The 18190-nt window shown below is 61.7% G+C and carries 7 protein-coding genes; 4 read left to right on the top strand and 3 right to left on the bottom strand.

The features are described 5' to 3' along the window. The 4 genes from AC1DHX_RS17590 to AC1DHX_RS17575 all read left to right on the top strand — a co-directional run. On the top strand, positions 1-2342 hold a 2342-nt coding region (locus tag AC1DHX_RS17590), incomplete at its 5' end, for a hypothetical protein (RefSeq protein ID WP_476900299.1). Then, positions 2339-7687: a DEAD/DEAH box helicase gene (locus tag AC1DHX_RS17585; protein ID WP_476859776.1), complete on the top strand. Its 5349-nt coding sequence runs from the start codon at positions 2339-2341 to the stop codon at positions 7685-7687. The genes AC1DHX_RS17590 and AC1DHX_RS17585, both read left to right, overlap by 4 nt. A 107-nt stretch (positions 7688-7794) precedes the next feature. Next, complete coding sequence (locus tag AC1DHX_RS17580; RefSeq protein WP_476900298.1) at positions 7795-10950, top strand: DEAD/DEAH box helicase; 3156 nt, start codon at positions 7795-7797, stop codon at positions 10948-10950. A 181-nt stretch (positions 10951-11131) separates the two neighbouring features. After that, positions 11132-12082: a DUF5655 domain-containing protein gene (locus AC1DHX_RS17575; RefSeq protein ID WP_476900297.1), complete on the top strand. Its 951-nt coding sequence runs from the start codon at positions 11132-11134 to the stop codon at positions 12080-12082. Positions 12083-12204: 122 nt separating this feature from the next. Here AC1DHX_RS17575 and AC1DHX_RS17570 read toward each other — a convergent pair whose 3' ends face one another. The 3 genes from AC1DHX_RS17570 to AC1DHX_RS17560 form a co-directional block, all read right to left on the bottom strand. Next, a complete protein-coding gene (locus tag AC1DHX_RS17570; protein WP_476859779.1) occupies positions 12205-15357 on the bottom strand; it encodes a helicase C-terminal domain-containing protein in 3153 nt (1050 codons plus the stop codon). Then, positions 15347-17227, bottom strand: coding sequence for a phospholipase D family protein (locus AC1DHX_RS17565; RefSeq protein WP_476859780.1), 1881 nt, complete (start codon positions 17225-17227; stop codon positions 15347-15349). The genes AC1DHX_RS17570 and AC1DHX_RS17565 overlap by 11 nt, the downstream gene beginning before the upstream one ends. After that, positions 17220-18190, bottom strand: a 971-nt coding sequence (locus tag AC1DHX_RS17560; protein ID WP_476900296.1) for a DUF6361 family protein, incomplete at its 5' end; no start/stop codon positions are given. The genes AC1DHX_RS17565 and AC1DHX_RS17560, both read right to left, overlap by 8 nt.

Below are 18190 nucleotides of genomic sequence, written 5' to 3'. Positions count from 1 at the left end.
GGATTGCATCCGCTCGAACTTCAGCCAACGCGGCACTTCGAAAGATGTGGGCATCCAACGAGTTGCAAAACCGGATAGTCGAAATTGCGCTAGCAGAGCTGGCCGCATGGGACGGTGCGGGGAGCGGCGGAAGCGGCCAGAACATTCTCGGGCAAAAGAACCAACGGGCCCTCCTCACAGTGAGGGACGCCAGAGTCATGCTTCGCTCGGAAATGCGGTTTGGACTCTTGGCAGGATCAAACGTTTCCCCGGGGGACATGTGCCGAATAGAAGGGCTGAATGAAGAAGCCCGCGAGTTCCCATTAGATCTCATCGGCGTCGGCGCGGCTGGCTTTGACTTCCGGGCCGTCGGCGTGGACGTTGGCTCCGCTGTAAGCGGTGATCTGCAGATCCATCTGCGTTCGGGCCTCAAGCTTGGGCGAGTCCCTAAGAAAGTCGTCATCTTGACTCGGGATGCCTTTTCAGCGGCCTACGTTGAATCCGACCGAATCAACGCGGCTGTCCTTTCCCGCCTCCTCGTTAGGGATGAGCCTCAGTTGAAGACTGCGGTTCAGAAGATCCTTGCCGACGCCGCCCAGCCGGGTTATGCCACAGTTCCGGGCGGCACTGACGGCGTACCGCTCGGCTGGACTGTGTTCAAAGACGTCATGCTCTTGCGTGCACCGGACCCGGCCCTCGTAACAGGGGCTGATCTCTCCGCGTTTCAGCCGWGGCTCTCCACCCAAATGACTATCTCCGGTGGCCTCAAGCTGCCTGGTCGGATGCCACGCTGGAGCGCATTGAGCCCAATCCAAGTGATCATCGCTTCCGAAACGGACGAACCCGTTGACCTTGTGATTCTGACTCGCAACGCAGAGACCCTCCAAGCCGAAGAGACGGTTGTCAGCCGTGGACTCTCCGTTCCCGCAGTGGTGAACCTGGACACCATCCCGCAAGGAGCCGACGACTTTACGCTTTCTCTTAGGCGAGGCAAAACCACCCTGCAGACGATGGCTGTGAAACTCAGGAGTTCATGGGTGCCAAGCCCTGACAGCTCACAACGTTTCAGATCCCTTTGCCACGATTTGGAAGACCCGCTGTGGCTAATCCAAAGCATCCCTAGCGAAGACGCCGCAACGCCGGGCGTCGACGGAGTCGCAGTCTCGGCACCCGAAGTTAGCCATACGCCTCGCAAAGTGGCCACGCGTCCGGATTGGAACAGCCACGGGAGAGTTAATCCGAAGGCTCCGCCTTTGCGCGTGGCAGGCCCGCCGGCAGATTCCTGCATCGTAACGGGGCGCCACCGCTGGAATCTTCCACTCTTCGACGGGAAATGGCCAAAATCGCGATGGATGTACGGTGTCTGCGCGCAGTGCGGGATGAGTAAACGCCATCCAACGCGGATCCTGAAGAGCCAAGCTAACCGGGACCTGGCAGCCCCGCGCGTAAGAACGGCACTCCCGGCGCTCGGGGCAGCCACTGCTCCGTGGACGGCGCTAATCGATGCGCTGTTCTATCTCGGTGCCGGATCGCGCCACGAATTCTCGACTCTCGCGCGCCAGCTCGAAGACTCTGCGATCTTCGAGAATCAGCTCCTGCACGACCTCGAGGCCTTGGGCATTATCGAGTTGGAAAGAAATGCTGCACTGGAAGTCATCCATTGGGAAGCAGCAGCAACCTGTATGGGCGAATTGTCAGATGGAACGTGGCTGCTCACCGGCTACTGGCCCAAGCAACTAGAAAGCAATGTGATCGAGGCTCTGGAAGACCTGGGCGCAACGGTGACCATAAATGCGCCGCATCGCCAGGGCCAACGGAGAGTAGCCGGCCTTTCAGCCCGGGACCTGGTCGAACTTGCTGAGAAGTTTGACTTCGACTTGGTGCCGAACGCGTCACGTTCTCTTGCCTTGGCGCTACCAACTCTCTCATCCGTCGCCGCTGGCTTGAGCCGGCGCGATATGCCCTTCGCCAGTAGCTATGAGTATTTCGACCCTCGCTCCGCCGCGTGGATGGAGGTTGAGGCCTCGCGACTCCCCGGCCTCTACCGCGTGTCTCACAGCTTTAGCTCGAGTTACTACTATCGGAATGCCCTAGACGTGGCCGACGGGGAGGCAGCGATCGTAACTGTGCAGCTAGGCAAGCACCTTGCCGCTCTCGAAGCGAAACGTCCCCTGATCGCATACGATCCAGTCGAGGCGACACTGTCGGTTCCAGTCGGGGCTGAGCTGCCGGGCCTATATGGCCGCGCGGCCGTCATGGGTGATGGCGATTTACCCGGAATTCGGCGTTCAGACCGTTCGATCAACTATTTCAATGTTCCTCCCGCCGCTGCTGAAGCGATTATCGGAAAGCTCACCTCATGACCCAGCACCCCAATCCAATCAGCATCAGTAAGGACCTCAAGGAGGCTTTTTCGCGATATTTCTCGACAAACTATCGCCTCCGATCCTCAGGGTTGGCCGCGGACAGAGACGACCTCCTCGCTGCACCAGGACAAGTCTTCCAGGAGCCCCTGGTCGAACCAGTCATTCCCTATCCGACCACAGACGACCTCGTAGACACGGCCACGGCGGCCGGCTACTCCGAATCGGTTGGACGCACCGTCGGGGACGCTTTCTTTCGTCAGTACGTGAAGCCCGGCGAACGACTAGGAGTTCGCCGGCACCAAGCGGCAAGCATCCTGACGAATAGACAGGCCGGAGAGGCGGGGAAAAGAAACGTTGTTGTTACCTCGGGCACCGGATCCGGCAAGACCGAAGCGATCCTCATGCCCATCTTACTGAGGCTAGTGGAGGAATCGGAGGGCTGGAGCAGGCCAGGGCCTGTCAACAGATGGTGGACTGGGGAAACTTACAGCCCGATGCGGAAGAACGAGAAGCGCAAGGCCGCGGTCCGAGCGATGATCCTGTACCCCACGAACGCACTAGTGGAAGATCAGCTAACGCGCCTCCGCCTTGCCTTCCGGAGAATTTCCGAAACCCGCCCCGAGGCGCGCCTCTGGTTTGGCCGGTACACGGGTGCAACGCCCGGAAACAACGTACTCCCAACCCCGTCCGCGAAATCGGGTGTCGTTTCTCGGGTAATCCAAGAACTTCGGGAAATGGCCGAGGAGTACGAGAGCCTTGTGTCTGCTGGGACAGTGGAAGAGAGCGATTTGTCACTCTTCACTGACCCAACGATTCATGAAATGGTCACGCGTTGGGATATGGTTCAGGACCCGCCAGACGTGATGGTTTCTAACTTTGCGATGATCAACGCGATCCTAATGCGGGACTTCGAAGCGCCGCTTTTTCGGCAGACTCGTGAATGGCTTGCTCAATCGCCGGATCACGTGTTCACGCTGGCAGTGGATGAACTCCACTCCTACAGAGGCTCCGCCGGCAGTGAAATTGCACTTCTTTTGCGCAGGCTCATGAGTCGGCTTGGCCTGGAACCGGACAGCCCCCAGCTGCGCATCATCGCCGCCAGTGCGTCACTAAATCAGGACGACCAGGGCTTGAACTTCCTGGAGGAGTTCTTCGGAGCGTCGAAGAGCAGCTTCCTCGTCACCGCAGGGCAGTCCCGTGCCATTGCGAGCCCGCTGCCAATTAGCCGGGATCAGGTGCTGACAGAACACGCGGCGGGGACATTGGGGAATCGATCTGCTGAACTCTCTGAGGCTATTGCGGCCACTTGCTTTGAGGAGGAGGAAGGCAGGTACCGGGCTCAGTTCCTTCAGACTATTTCGCAACGGTTGTTCGGCAGCGACGATCCTGAACTGGCAGCACTTCAGGCAGTCTTCCAAGCTGTGGCTCTCGGGCAACAAGTTGGCGTCCCTCTTCGGGGGCACATATTTGCCCGCGTATTGTCCGGGTTGTGGGCCTGCAGTAGCGTCCTTTGCCCGGGGGTGTCTCCAGACAGACGAGACAAACACCGTAACGTTGGCAAGCTCTTCGGACAACCCGTGTCCGTCTGCGACGACTGTGGCAGCCGAGTCCTGGAGCTTATCTTGTGTGGCGAGTGCGGCGATACGAGCCTCGGCGGCTATGTATTGCCCTTCGGTGACGGAACAGAGAGCCTGAGCGCCACGCCTGCGGGCATCCTGTCTGACGCGCCGGGTTTGGTGACGCGTCGGAACCGGGGCATCTACAGATGGTTTTGGCCCGCGCACGGAGACCAGCCGCCCGTTGGCGCCGGCAGTAAGTGGTCAAGCCAGTCATTCGATGTTGCCTGGGTCCGGGCACGATTGGAAACTAGCGGACGCATTGAAGTGGGTGCTCCGGAAGGGGCAAATGGTTGGGTGCTTCAGATCAGCGGCAAGGGCGACGCCAACGCAACGCCCGCCATCCCTGGTAAGTGCCCCCAGTGCGGCCAACAGGGACGCCAGACGGCTGAATTTGTCCAAGGCCAGGTCGCGTCACCCTTGCAAGGCCACGCAACATCGCCGGCTCAGACGACTTCTGTATACCTCCGTCAGCTCCCTCGGACCCTTGGCGAGCGCCCGGAGGATTACCGCACCATAGTGTTCACGGACAATCGAGATTCTGCGGCCCGGACAGCCGCTTCCCTTGCGACCCGACAGTACAGCGACATCTTGGTTCAAATGCTCCGAAGGGGCCTCTCGGAGGCAGCGGACACAGATGTTGTGGATATCCTTCGACGCTTCACCTCGGACCCATCGAGTCTGAAGCCCGCTGAACTCGCCCAAGCACAACACATACTGCAGACGAATCCCGGGGCGCTTACAGCAGTCGTGCGTGCAACTGCTGGCGTGGCCACCCCGGCGGACCACCAGATACTGTCGGACCTGAACTCTGCTGGTTCCGAGTCCATCGCATGGAACGACCTCCGAGTTCGGATCGAAACACAGATGGTCGACTTGGGAATTAGCCCCGGCGGCCCCTCGCCCTTTGCACAGAAGTTCAACAAGGAGCCTTGGTACACCTTCTATGCGCCGCCGGAGCCGGGCCTTTGGACAAAGGCCGATGCTGCTTCGTCGGCTGTTGCTCAAGAGAAGCTTGGCAACATGCTCGACATGGAATTGGCACGACAAGTATTCGACTCCGGCCGGCGCGATGTTGAATCGACGGGGCTGGCCTGGGTCCGCGCAGAAGTTTCGGGGACTGGATCCGGCCTCGACGACGATCTCGCCAGCGAGGTTGCTGCAAGCTGCGTGCGGCTGTTGGGTCTGGACCTCAACTACGAGGGGTCTTTCGCCGCCGGTGCGGACGGGATTAAGACCCCCACCGCTGTCCGGGACTACTTGAAACGAGTTTCGGTCCTACACAATGTCGACAGCGGAACTCTCGAGGCATGGGCATACGGCGCCCTGAAGAGCCAGGGGTTGACACACGACGGTTGGATCCTAAAAATACACGGAGCCACAAACCACATACGTTTTGCCCCTCCACCCGGCCAAGTATGGACTTGCGACCGCTGTGGCTTTGTCCACCTACATGGCTCCGCGGGAGTCTGCGCCAACAAAGGCTGTGACTCCTCGACACTGTCGAAACGCGATGGAGCAGCACATGGTGGGGACTACTATGGGTGGCTCGCGAGCCAGGACCTAAGGCGAATAGCGGTCGCTGAGCTAACCGCCCAGACCAAGCCGGCCAGTGAACAACGTAAGCGTCAGCGTTGGTTCAAGGGTATCCAGCTGCCAGCGCCGAAAGAGAACCCCCGGACCTGCCAGCTCGATGTACTAAGCGTCACGACGACTATGGAGGTCGGCGTCGATATCGGTGCTCTCAACGCCACTCTCATGGCCAATATGCCGCCTCAGCGGTTCAACTACCAGCAGCGAGTTGGACGCGCCGGCCGCGCCGGGCAGGCATTCTCATTTGCCGTCACGTCCTGCCGTGACTCGGCCCACGATGAGTACTACTTTAACAATGCCTACAGAATGACGGGTGATCTTCCGCCGCAGCCGTTCCTGGACCTGGGGCGTCCCCGCATCGTACAGCGCGTCGCTGCGTCTGAGCTGCTCAAGCGGGCCTTCTCATCGGTGGCGGGGAGTCCAGCATGGACTCCCGACAGCCTTCATGGGTCGTTCGGAAAGGTCGACTCATGGCCCGATTACCGGCCAGACGTCGCCGAATGGCTTAGTACGCATCCGAACGTGGGCGAGGTCATCCGGCAGCTGAGCCGCTACACGAAGCTCACTGAGGCGCAGGTCCTGGAGATCGAGCGTTGGGCGCGTATTGAACTTGTCGCAGAAGTGGATCGAATCATTGCGCTGCCGGAACGAAGCGACGAGGAACTTAGCCTGGTCTTGGCGCTGGGCGGTCTTCTTCCGCTCTTCGGATTTCCGACGAGAGTGCGCAATCTCTACGACGGTGAAGTCATGGGCCGGGTGTTGGACAACAACGTTGTCGCTGACCGACCCCTTGCGATGGCTGTTACGAACTACGCACCCGGCGCCGAAGTTGTCAGGGACGGACTCGTTCACACGGCAGCAGGGTTTGCCCACTACGAGAAGACGGGCAAATCATGGTCGCCTGCCGACCCGATGGGAGCTGCCCACGAAGTTGTTTCATGTCCGGATTGCGCAACGACGTTCATCGACCGGAAAGTCCATGACGTTTGTGAGAACTGCGGCTCCGAAGTGGTCCGATTCTCCATGTTTGAGCCGCGAGGGTTCAGAACGACTTACAAGCCGCGTCCCTATCGTATCGACGGCTCGCGGGCACAGTCGAAAAGCCTCCCTACATTCGTTTCCGCCCAAAAGGAGACGGCGCTCGAAGAAGTCCTAGGTGTCGATGTGCGTTTGTATGAGCAGGGCAAGTTGCTGCAGTACAACGACAACCGGGGGCGTCTGTTCGACCTTAAGCGGCAGGGGGACGGTTCTGTGGTGGCCGTCGACAAGATGATCTATTCGCGTGGTTGGAAGGACATGCCAACGTCGGGAATCGACATCGGAAAGAGCGCCATCGGTGAAATCCGCACGACGGACGCTGTGACAGTCGCATTCACACGGCTGAAGACGCCAACCGGCGGCATTCCCACCTCCGCAGGAGTACTACCAGCAGGAATGTCTGCCCTCTGGTCGCTCGCTGAAGTGATGCGCGCTGGGGTGAAGGCGCAGCTAGACATCGATCCACAGGAGATGCAGGCAGGCCTGCAGCACCTGACCACTGCCGGTGAGCCGACCGCGAGAGTGTTTTTGGCCGACAGCCTGGATAACGGGGCGGGATACGCGGTGGAGATCGCCAAAGCGGAAAATTTCAAGGCCCTGCTGCGCTCTACCCGTGAGACATTGAGGCTCATGTTTGAAGACGACGGTCATGCCGGATGTTCTACGTCTTGCCCCGACTGTCTGAGGTCGTGGGATAACCAACGCCTCCATGGCGTTCTCGACTGGAGGCTGGCGCTCGACATGCTCGATTTGTGCGCGGGAGACGAGTTGAAACTCTCTAGATGGTTCGGGCGCAAGCAGGAGCTTCAGTCGGCGGCACAGTCCATCGACTCTGGCTGCGAGGTCGTGGCGGCCGGGTCTCTGGATGTCCCGGTCGTGCTCATGCCGGACGAGAAGGTCGGCGTGGTTGTGGGTCATCCCCTGTGGTTCCGCGGCGCCGCCGGTAGTGCAGACTCACAGAGGGAAACAGCCATCGCCGAAGCGAAACAGGAGCTGCCAGGATACCGACTTTCGATGAGCGATCATTTTGAGTTTGATCGGCGCTCGCTCCCGGTGCTCGTCTCGGCGTTAGAAGGCGAGGCTTCGGCTCTCTAAGGCTGGCTTCTCGCCAGCGGGATCGTCGTGTCGGCTTGCCTTGGCTAGTTCCTGGGCAAGCCGACAGAATATGCTTGGTTGTCCGTGATGACTAGTACCCTGGCGCAGTGACTAATTTCATCGGGGGAGGGGCAGCGGACCAACTGCCAGAGGGCTTGTACGAACTTCTGAACACGGATGTCCTCGGCGATGTGCTGAATGACGGTTCTGGCCTGCAGCCAATCTTCGCTGACATAGAAGATGACGACAGCCCGGACATCCTTTCCCGCCACGTCGCCGATGCAGTCCGCCAAGCTCTGGAAGCAGCCAAACCCACTGAACGTGTGGCCCTCGCAAACAAGCTCCTTCAAGAGCTGCAGCACAGCGATCGAATCGCAGACGGCCCCACCCAACTCCAGTCCCTTCACCGCCCGGACGCGCTCAAGCGCCGGCAAATCCGTCGTCCCACAACCAAGCTAAGTGACTCAGCATTGCTGACCAACAGCAAGGACGACCCAAACCTCGCAGCCGAGCTCCGGGCCGAGATTGAGTCCGCCAACACCGTCGACCTACTCTGCGCCTTCGTACGCTGGACCGGCCTCCGCCTTCTTCAGCCGGCACTGGAGCAACTCAAGGAACGCGGGGCCAAACTCCGCGTCATCACCACGACTTACATGGGCGCCACGGAACGCCGCGCCATCGACGAACTGGTGACCCGGTACGGAGCCGAGGTGAAGATCAGCTATGAAACCCAAGCGACGCGCCTGCACGCCAAGGCCTGGCTGTTCCGCCGGGACTCTGGCTTCAACACCGCCTACGTCGGCAGCTCGAACCTCAGCCAGGCGGCCCTTCTGGACGGCCTGGAATGGAACGTCCGGCTCAGCTCCGTCGGCACGCCTGCGCTGCTGCAGAAGTTTGAGGTCACCTTCGACAGCTATTGGGCTCAGCGTGCCTTCCAGAGCTACGATCCGGAACGCGACGGAGAAAAGCTTGACGCCGCCCTGGAACGCAACGGCGGACGGCGGACGGCAGTCCCAGGGGCAGCCACCGGGCTCGAGGTCCAGCCGTTCCTCCACCAGGAGGAGATGCTTGAAGACCTGGAGGCTGAGCGGCTCAAGGGTTTCAACCACAACCTCCTTGTCGCCGCCACTGGCACCGGCAAAACCGTCATCGCAGCACTGGACTACAAACGCCTGTGTGAAGCGGCCGGCCGTGATCTGAAGCTGCTCTTTGTCGCCCACCGCCAGGAAATCCTAAAACAGGCCATGCGCACCTACCGTGACGTCATGCAGGACGGCGACTTCGGCGAACTCTACGTCGGGGAACACAAACCCGGGCAGTGGAAGTACATCTTCGCCTCCGTCCAGTCGCTGTCATCCCTCGGCATTGAACAGCTCGCACCCGACTTCTTCGACGTCGTCGTCATCGATGAATTCCACCACGCCATGGCGCCCACCTACCGCCGGCTGCTGGACCACCTGAAGCCGCAGCAGCTCCTCGGCTTGACCGCGACGCCGGAACGCGGCGACGGCGTCGACGTCGCTAAGCAGTTCTTCGATGGCCGCACCGCCAGCGAACTGCGCCTCTGGGACGCCCTGGACGCGGACCTGCTGGTGCCGTTCCACTACTTCGGTGTCTCGGACGACGTCGATCTGAGCCGACTGGAGTGGAAGCGCGGCAACTACGACACGGCACAGCTGAACAACCTCTATACCGGCAATGATGCCCGCGCCGCCAAGGTGATCCGCGAACTCCGCGACAAGGTCACCAGCACCGACCAAATGCGGGCCATCGGCTTCTGTGTCTCGGTCCAGCATGCCCACTATATGGCCGAGGTCTTCAACCGCGCCGGCATCGCCTCCGTCGCGGTCGACGGGAGCACCGACGACGCCGACCGGGCGGCAGCGCTGKAGCGGCTCCACCGACGCGAGATTAACTGCATCTTCGCTGTCGATCTCTTCAACGAAGGCCTGGACCTCCCCCAGGTGGATACCATCCTGATGCTCCGGCCCACGCAGAGCGCCACGATCTTCCTCCAGCAGCTGGGACGCGGGCTGCGTCGCGCCGAGGGCAAGGCGGTGCTGACGGTCATGGACTTCATCGGCCAGCAGCGCCGTGAGTTCCGATTCGATCTGCGCTACCGGGCACTGACCGGCTACGGGCGCAAGCAGCTGGAAAAGGCTGTTGAGGACGAGTTCCCGTACCTGCCGTCGGGCTCGCAGATTGTGCTGGACCGGGTGGCGCAGCAGGTAGTGCTGGACAACATCAAGGCTCAGCTGCGGTTCAACCGGGCGCAGCTGGTCCGGGACATCGCCTCGTACGCGGAGACCGAGCTCGAGGCTTATCTGGCGCGGTCAGGGAACGACGTGAAGTCGATTTACCGGTCGACGAAGGATTCCTGGACCGGATACCTTCGCCAGGCCGCCCTGATCGAGGGGTTCTCGCCTTTGGAGACGGTCATCCGCGGGACGATTCAGGACCTCTCCGACGCCGACGAGAAGAAGCTGCTCGGGCGCATGGCCGCTCTGATCCATGTGGACGATCCGGAACGGGCAGAAGCCTATTCGAGGCTCGTCGGCGCCGACGCACCCCGCTACGCGGACCTCGGCATGCGGGAACAGACGTTCGCCCGCATGCTGTTCTACACTCTCTGGGACGACGGCGGCGATTTCSAGTCGTACGACGCCGGACTCGACTATCTGCGCGGCTACCAGTTCGTATGTAGCGAGATCCGCCAGCTCGTGAAGCTCGGAGCGGCCGCGTCCAAGCACGCGGCAAAGGGCCTCGGCGCGGGAGTGCAACACATTCCGCTGCTCTCGCACGCCACCTACCGGCGCGAGGAGGTGCTGGCGGCTTTGCAGTACGGGTCGCTGGAGCTTGGCAAGAACGTGCAGCACCGCGAAGGCGTGGCCTGGTGCCCGGCGACGTCCACGGACGCTTTCTTTGTCACGCTCAACAAGGACGACAAGAAGCACTCGGCAACCACGATGTACAGGGACTACGCAATCAGCCCGGAGCTGTTCCACTGGGAATCGCAGAACGCGACCTCGCCCGGAAGCCCGACGGGCAGGCGCTACCTGGACCGGGCGTCGTACGGCTCGAAGATCCTGATCTTCACGCGGGATGCGGCGGAAGATGAGACCGGGCTGACCGTTCCGTACACGTGCCTTGGCCAGGTGGACTACGTACAGCACCTGGGGGAGAAGCCGATTGCCATTACCTGGAAGCTGCACCGTCCGATGCCGGCTGATGTGTTTGCGACGGCGGCTGCGGTGGCGCAGTAGGTGCACAGCGCACAGCGCCAGCTCACTGCCTTCGCAGAAACAACCCGTCTCCGCTCGTGCCTCCGGTCGGTATTGCGCTCGTCCCGGCGCAACAATAGAAAGCTGCTTTCCGCCGTGCTGATGAACCATCTCGGTGTGCACCTCGATACTATGGAGCGGTCCGAGAAGAAGAAAGTGATACATGTCTGACTTGAAATTATTCGAAGTTCTGGATGGTGCGGCCACGGAGTTGATTTCCCACTCCGTTGCGCTAGAGAAGTCTCTCCAGCTTCTGATCGAAGAGAACATGCAGACCATGTTCGGTATCCACTTTCTCGCGCGCGAATATTCCACCGGCAAAGTTCATCGAGGACGGATAGATTCTCTAGGCTTGGATGAAAATTTATCGCCCGTAATTTTTGAATACAAACGCACAATGCATGAAAGCGTCATTAACCAGGGGCTGTTCTATTTGGATTGGCTTATGGACCATCAGGCGGAGTTTCGTTATCTCGTGCAGAAGACGCTCGGGGCCCATCTAGCAGATGAAATCGACTGGTCGACGCCGCGCCTAATCTGCGTAGCGAACGACTTCACGCGCTATGATGAGTACGCGGTGAGGCAGATAGACAGAAACATCGAACTTGTTCGGTATCGCGATTTTGGGTCGAAGTTCATCGCCATCGAACTTGTGTCCTCGGTCACTTCGTCTTCGAGTCCAGTGAAGAAAGTCTCCACGACTGCGGAGGATTCGGTCGGTGAAAATGAGAATCCTGCGCCGAAGTTTTCTAACAAACCAAAGACGGCCGCACAGAAGTTAACGCAAGCAAACCCTCCACTTGCGGCTCTTTATGAGGCCTTTGAGACTTTTGCCCTGGCTCTAGGTGATGACGTCGTAAAGAAAGAGAATGCCACCTACTTCGCCTTCCGAAGATTGAAAAATTTTGCGTGCGTCGAAGTCCATCCTTCGGCAAATGAGTTACTTATCTTCCTGCGTCTCAACCCGGACGAGGTGCAGTTAGAAGAAGGATTTCTACGCGACGYCACCAATATTGGTCATTACGGAACCGGGGACTTGGAATTGAGAGTCACCCCGGACTCCCCGTGGTCCACGGTGGAGGAGCTCACGCGGCGGTCGTATCTCAGTAGCTAGTGCCCCGGCTAGTTTTCGCCTAGAAGTGCTGACTGCGGAGAGCTCCGTCTTCCAGCGGGAGACGTCGACTGTGACGTTGTGGTCAGGACCTCCGGCCCGGAATATACCTCAGGAATGCTTTGCTATGGCCGCAAATTCAGCGGCTTGATCTCCGTCCCATCCTTGATCAGCCCCAACAGATCGTCTTGCCGGGCCTGACCCAACGTCAGCCGGTAGTTCGCCAGCCCCGAAAGCATCTGCTTGGTTCTGGGCACATCGCGGCTCAACGGGTGGTCCAGGAGCCTTCGCTGGATCTTGTGGTCTCCAGGGTAGATCCAGTGGGGAGCGAACTCGGTGCTGGAATCTTCCGGGTGCGCCGCAACGTCAGCTACAGCCACGGAGAACAACGTCTCCCACGGGTCAGTTACCCCAGGCTTCAGCACCTCTGGTCCGTGGGCTTCAGCCACATTCTTCCGAACCGCATGTCCCAGATACCGGTGGACCCGGCCCTCGCGCTGTTCGAAATCGACGGGGTTACTAGGCACGTTCCAGTGGATGACCGAGTGGGCCCACCAGTGGAAGTCGATGCCCTCCTGCCCCACGGACGTCGAGGCCAAGACGAACGGCCAGAAGGGGCTGTTGAAGGCCCGGCGCACGTCGGGCATGCGGTTGCTGTCGCCGTCGTCCGTCTTGGCGTTGCTGTACCGCACGGCGAAGCGGCTGCCCATTCGGAGATCGTCGTGCGAACCGTCGGGATACTTGGCGAGCATCTGCGCCGGCTTGAGGGACAAGGCGCGCCGGATGTCGTCGGCCAGCGCCCACAGCTGCTCGGCGGTGACATCCCCCGGAGCCTGCTGGCTGCGGAGCTGGAACACGTACTCATCCAGCACGGCCTGGAGGTTTCCGGCCTCGCAGTAGCGCAGGACCTTCTGCCAGTAATCGCCTTCGGGGTAGAGCTTGTCCAACAGTTCGGTGGCGTCGAGCCGATTGAACAGCGCACGGAGGCCAGTTGCCGCGAACACGGCGGCCTTCCACAGCTCAGTGCCGTCGAAGTCGTCCGGCACCACGCGCTTCAGGGCACGGTAGAGGCAGTTGGCGGGGGAGTTGACGGCCAGATCTTCAATCCCGTCCTCCCAGCCTGCCGGCTCACCGGCCACCGCGATCAGCATCCGATCAACGTGTGCCAGATAGAGCCCGGCCTCTGAGCCACCTTCCTGCTCGATGTCCCCGCCGTCCGAGGCTTTGCCCTGCTGCTGGGTGTACTCGTCCAGCTGCCGCAGCTCCCGCACGGCCAGCTTCGCGTCGCCGTTCCACTCTGCCGGCAGGGCACCGGGCACCGATAAATAGGACGCCCAGGCACCGAGACGGCTGGATGGGTCGACGACGGCGCCGCCAGCCATTGCTTTGCCAGCCGCAGCAGCGGTATCCCGCACCGCGTCTCCGGCGACGAGGGAACCGCTCATGGAGGCACTCTCCAGCGGGTCACCTGCCAGCGCCAGAGCAGCATGGGGAATGAACAGCGCGAGCGTGGACATGGCCTGGGGCTCACCGTCGCGGACGCGGAACCTGAGCCTGCCACGGAAGCGCTTGCGGGCTTCCGCCGAGTTCTCACCGTGCAGCGGCGAACCTTCCAGGATCTGCCGCTCGGCCTCGTAGGAGAGCATCGTGGTGATCGCCGTCGGGGCGGCGTTCCATGCCGAGAAGACCAGCTGCTTGGTGACGTCCGAACCCACCTCGGCGAAGGCACCTGAAGGCTTCACATAGGGGAGCGACGGCGGCATCCACAGCAGCTTCCACCAGCCCCGGCCGACGGTGTGTTCCCGCACGGCCCGGAACTTGGCATTGTCGGTCTCTACGGCGCCGTAGCGTCGGTAAGCTTCAGGATCGATGGTGGCCAAGGCCGGCAGCACAGGGTCAACGGCTTCGTGGTCGCAGTGGATCCTGCCGTCCAGCATCCTGCCGACCTTGTAGTCAGTAAGGAAGTGCGCGAACATCGGCACGGATTTCCAGTACTCCATCGCAGTGCCGGTGCCCGCGGCCCTAAACAACGCGGAGAGGGACTTGTAGCTGGTGAGATCCCCGGCGCGGACGTCCGTCGGTGCCATCTCGATCACAGACAGCATGTCGTCTTTTCCAAGCTGGGGCCGTTCTGTGCGGCTCATGAACAGCTTCAGACCGTCCTCGATGCGGTGCGTCAGCCCGTCGTCGCGGACCTGCTTCAGCAGCTGGGTCCGCCGGTCATCCAGGTCAGCTTCGAGGCCTTCCATGTACCCCTGCCGGTCGCTGCTGAGGAAACGCAGCAGCTGGCGGAAGTCTGCGGCGTGGTCGTCGCCATCGGCTTCGTTGGCCCCGGTGTGCGCCTTGTAGGGCGTGGCGGACAGCAGGATCAGTTTGGAACCGTCGTAGTTCAGGAACTGGCGCGCGAGCTCCGCAGCGGGATCCTCGTCGTCGGGCGCGGTGCCGGGAGAGTAAAGCAGATCGCGGAAGCGCTGGAACTCGTCCAGAATGATCAAGTCTGGCTCCAGACAGTCCAGTCCGGCCTGGGCGAGGTCTCCACGGAGCCCTCCGATGATGGCGCTCATGCGGAGCCGGACATTGTCAGTTCCGGCGGTCAAGGCGTCGCTCATCGCCGTTTCAAAAGCGGCGAAATTTCCGCTCTTCGTGGCGAGCTGTCTGAATTTGTCACACACCGAGGTGACGAACCCTTCGGGATGCAGTTCGGTGAGGCGTTTGATTTCCCAGCTGAATCCGGGAACGCCAGCGCCGGCCCTCAACAGCTCGACCGCGTCATCCCGGCGTTCGGCAGTGATCACTCCGAGCTGTTCGAGGATTAGAAACAGCACAGCCCGTTCCTTGGCCTGGCCGGTTGCCCCTCCGACGTTGAACGACGTGCCCGGAGTCAGCGAGATGAAGTTGACCCGCTTCCGTGTTCGCGGCGCCGCCGGCGCATTGAGCTTGGTCAGCTCGGCAGGCAGCAGCGTCAGCCGGCCCGACTCAATGATGTCCTTCTGCCCGGTGACGTTCAGCCGGCCGATGTTCTGCTTGGCCAGGTCAGCATTGGAGCAGACGTAGACGACGTCGATGCGGTCCACTCCGGACTCCGGCCGGTCAAGCCGCTCGATCGCCTTCGCGACAACGCCGCGGGCCACCATGCTCTTGCCCAGTCCCGTCTCGTCCGCGACGAGAAAACGGTCCGCCGGCTGGTCATCCAGATAGAGGCGCTTGAAGACATGTTCCACAGTCCGGCGCTGAAAGCCCCGGAGACCGTCCAGCGCGGGCGTTGCGTCAAACCCCATGAAGTTCCCCCATGTCTAGTGCCTCGGTGGCTGCCGTCCACAGTGCGTGCAGCTGCTGAATCTCCGGATCATCGCCGCGAAGAGCGAGCAGCCGGTCCATGACTACCTTCAAATCAGGGAAGACCGAGCCAGCGTCCGGACCCGCCATGGCCCCCACCATCGCTTCGAAGAGTCCGGCGGTGGAGCCGTCTCCGAACCCGGAGCCAGCGAACCATCCCGTGCCCGTCCCCGACCCAGGCAGGGCGTCTTCAGGGGTAAGGAACAACAGCAGGAACTGGCGAAGCTTTTGGGGGTCGTCCAACTGGCGGGCGATGATCTCATCCAGCCGTCCCGCAGGATCGGTGCGCAGACTGCCCTGGATCACGGTGCTCTTTGACAGCCCGGCCGCCGGGTCCTCCAGCGTGAGCACCAGAAAGGGCGTCACGTCAGCCAGCGGGATGGCGTGGAAGGCGTGTTCGTGCTGACCGCCAGAGGGCTCGACGACGGCGCTCGGCTGGGGGAGCGAAAGGAGACGCAGCTTCGCGGTGAACTCGGGCTTCGGCGCCCAGACATGGGAGACTGTCACCGCGAACGTGTTCTTGGTGTCGCTGTCGGGGACGGCGTCGAGGAGGAATCGTTGCGCCGCAGCGTCCCGCAGGGCGTTCTCCAGCCGGAAGGCGGCCACTTCTTCTTCCGAGCGGGCCGCGCCACCGGTGCCCAGATAATCGGCGAAGGGCACGTCCCTGAGACTCTCCCGGATCCGCTGCACGCCCAGGCGTTTCTTGGCTCCGCGCATTTCCAGCAGGAACTCCACGTTACGGGTGAAGCCCGCCTCGGTGGCGTTGGCCGACCCGAGAAGCATGTAGGTGTAGTGATCGAAGTCGCAGAAGTAGGCCTTGGCGTGCAGACCGGTCAGATCGTCCGCCACCCGCTGGATCCCGAACTCGTCCACGTTGCTTTGTCCTGACTCCGACGATTCGGGGATGCCGAGTTCGTCAAAAGCCTTGAACGACGTTCGGGTATCACCCACCGTCTTCTCGTTGAGGAGATCCAGCTGGTCCCCACGTGAGTAGATGTAGAGGTTGTCCGTCCACGGGTCCCGCAACCGGCCGAGCATCGTGTCGTCGAGGAAGGGCGAGATTACAAGCTTCTCTCGGCCAAAATGGGCCCCCTCCCCGGTCTTACCGTTGAGCGCATTGAAGTTTCCAGGATCGCCGAGGTGCGCAGTGATGGAACCCTGTTCGAAGTTTGCTCCCATACCCATCGGCCGGAATGCCAGGCGCTGGATGTCCTCCGGCAACTCCCAGCGGACGTCCGCCAGGCGGGAGGCGAGACCGCGCACCCGGGCCAGCCGCCCGGCGTCGGGCGTCACTGTGCAGAGGTCGGGGAGCCCGGCGATGAAACGGGCCAGGGGCCCACTGTCCGGGCCGGCATCCTGGGTGTCCTGCACCGGTTCTCCATCCAGGCGGACGAGGAGGTCCCAGCTGGCATCGGTGGTGAGGTTGCGGCTGCTGCACAGGAAGCGGTAGCAGCGCTCGGTGTCGTTCTCGAACTCGAGGAGCCAGATTTTGGGGTGGAACAGTCCGCGCTTGACGCTGACCTGATGGACCATCGGTTCCAGCAGTGCGAGCAGGTCAGAGGCGTCCGAGGGCGCCTTTATGTGGCCGGCCTGGCAGAAGATGTCCACGCGGTCGGAGACTTTGCGTAGGGCGCTGAGCACCGCCACCGGATTGGTGAATTCCTCTCCGGAACCTGCCACGAAGCTCAGCGGCACCGACAGGGCGCTGGTCATGTCCAGCGTGAAGGTGGTGCCCACGGCGTGCGAGAGCCGGAATCCTGCCGGCGGGCGCAGCTGCTGGGTGAGTGCCTGCCTGTTTGCTGCCTCAAGCATTCGACTGCCCTTCCAGTGCGAGCCCTGCGTGGATGTCCAGGACGTTCCGCCGTACTTGCGTCCATCGGAAGCTCAGAGCTGCCACCCGGGCGGGTGGCTGCCAGGCTCGGAGCCGGCGTTCGTTGCGGAACCGCGAGTTGGACTTCTTCATCAGCTTCTCTCGGGTTTCGACGGCGGCCCGGAAGTCTCCGTTATCGATCAGTCTGGCGGGGCGCATCGCCGCGTTGGCCATTTGCCGGGCGAAGTCGGCGGTGTTGCTGTTGATGCCGCGGTTCAGTGCCTTGGCGCGGTCGATGTAGCCGTTCACATCCCACCCGGCGAGGAGATCGCGCTTGCTGTCCCGCTGGTCCTCCCACGCTTCGAGGAGTTCCTGTGTGGGTCCCAGGCTGTCCTCTCCGGCGTTGAAAACGGACGCTGACAGTTCGGCCAACAGGTGCTGGTAGAGGATGGTGGCGCCGTTATGGATGAAGGAGAACGCCTCTCCGTCTTGGAGCCACTGGGCGGGTTCACCTTCAGCGCTGCGGCACGCCGCGTCCAGCCAGGGTGCCCAGAGTCCCGGGGTGGGGCTGACGTCGGAACCGACGACGTGGGCCAGCATGGTGCCCGGGCACGTGGTCAGAATTCGTTCCTGCAGCCAGCGCGCCTCTTCGTGGGTCAGCCTCAGTCCGCGATCCTCTGTGTGCGGGAAACTTGCCGGAGGCTTGGGGAGGGTCTGGTTCCAGACCGAGTCGGTGGTTTCGCCGTCTTCAGGCGTGAGCGCGTCAGCACACATCAGCTGCGCGACGGCGGAGCGGTCAGTGGCCGGGTTCACGATCCCGTAGCGTCGCAGCGCTGTCCAGTAAGCAGCCGAGGGGAGCAACATCACGTTCCGGCCGGCATCGCGCCCGATGTAGCTTTCCTCGCCAATTTCCTTGAGCCGACCGATCAGCTGCCGCTCTGATTCCTCCGACCGCTTTCGCACGT

This window comes from Arthrobacter sp. 05N33_2 (assembly GCF_056397425.1).
Note: the sequence above shows the minus strand (reverse complement) of the source record. Positions and strands in the feature narration are given on the sequence as shown.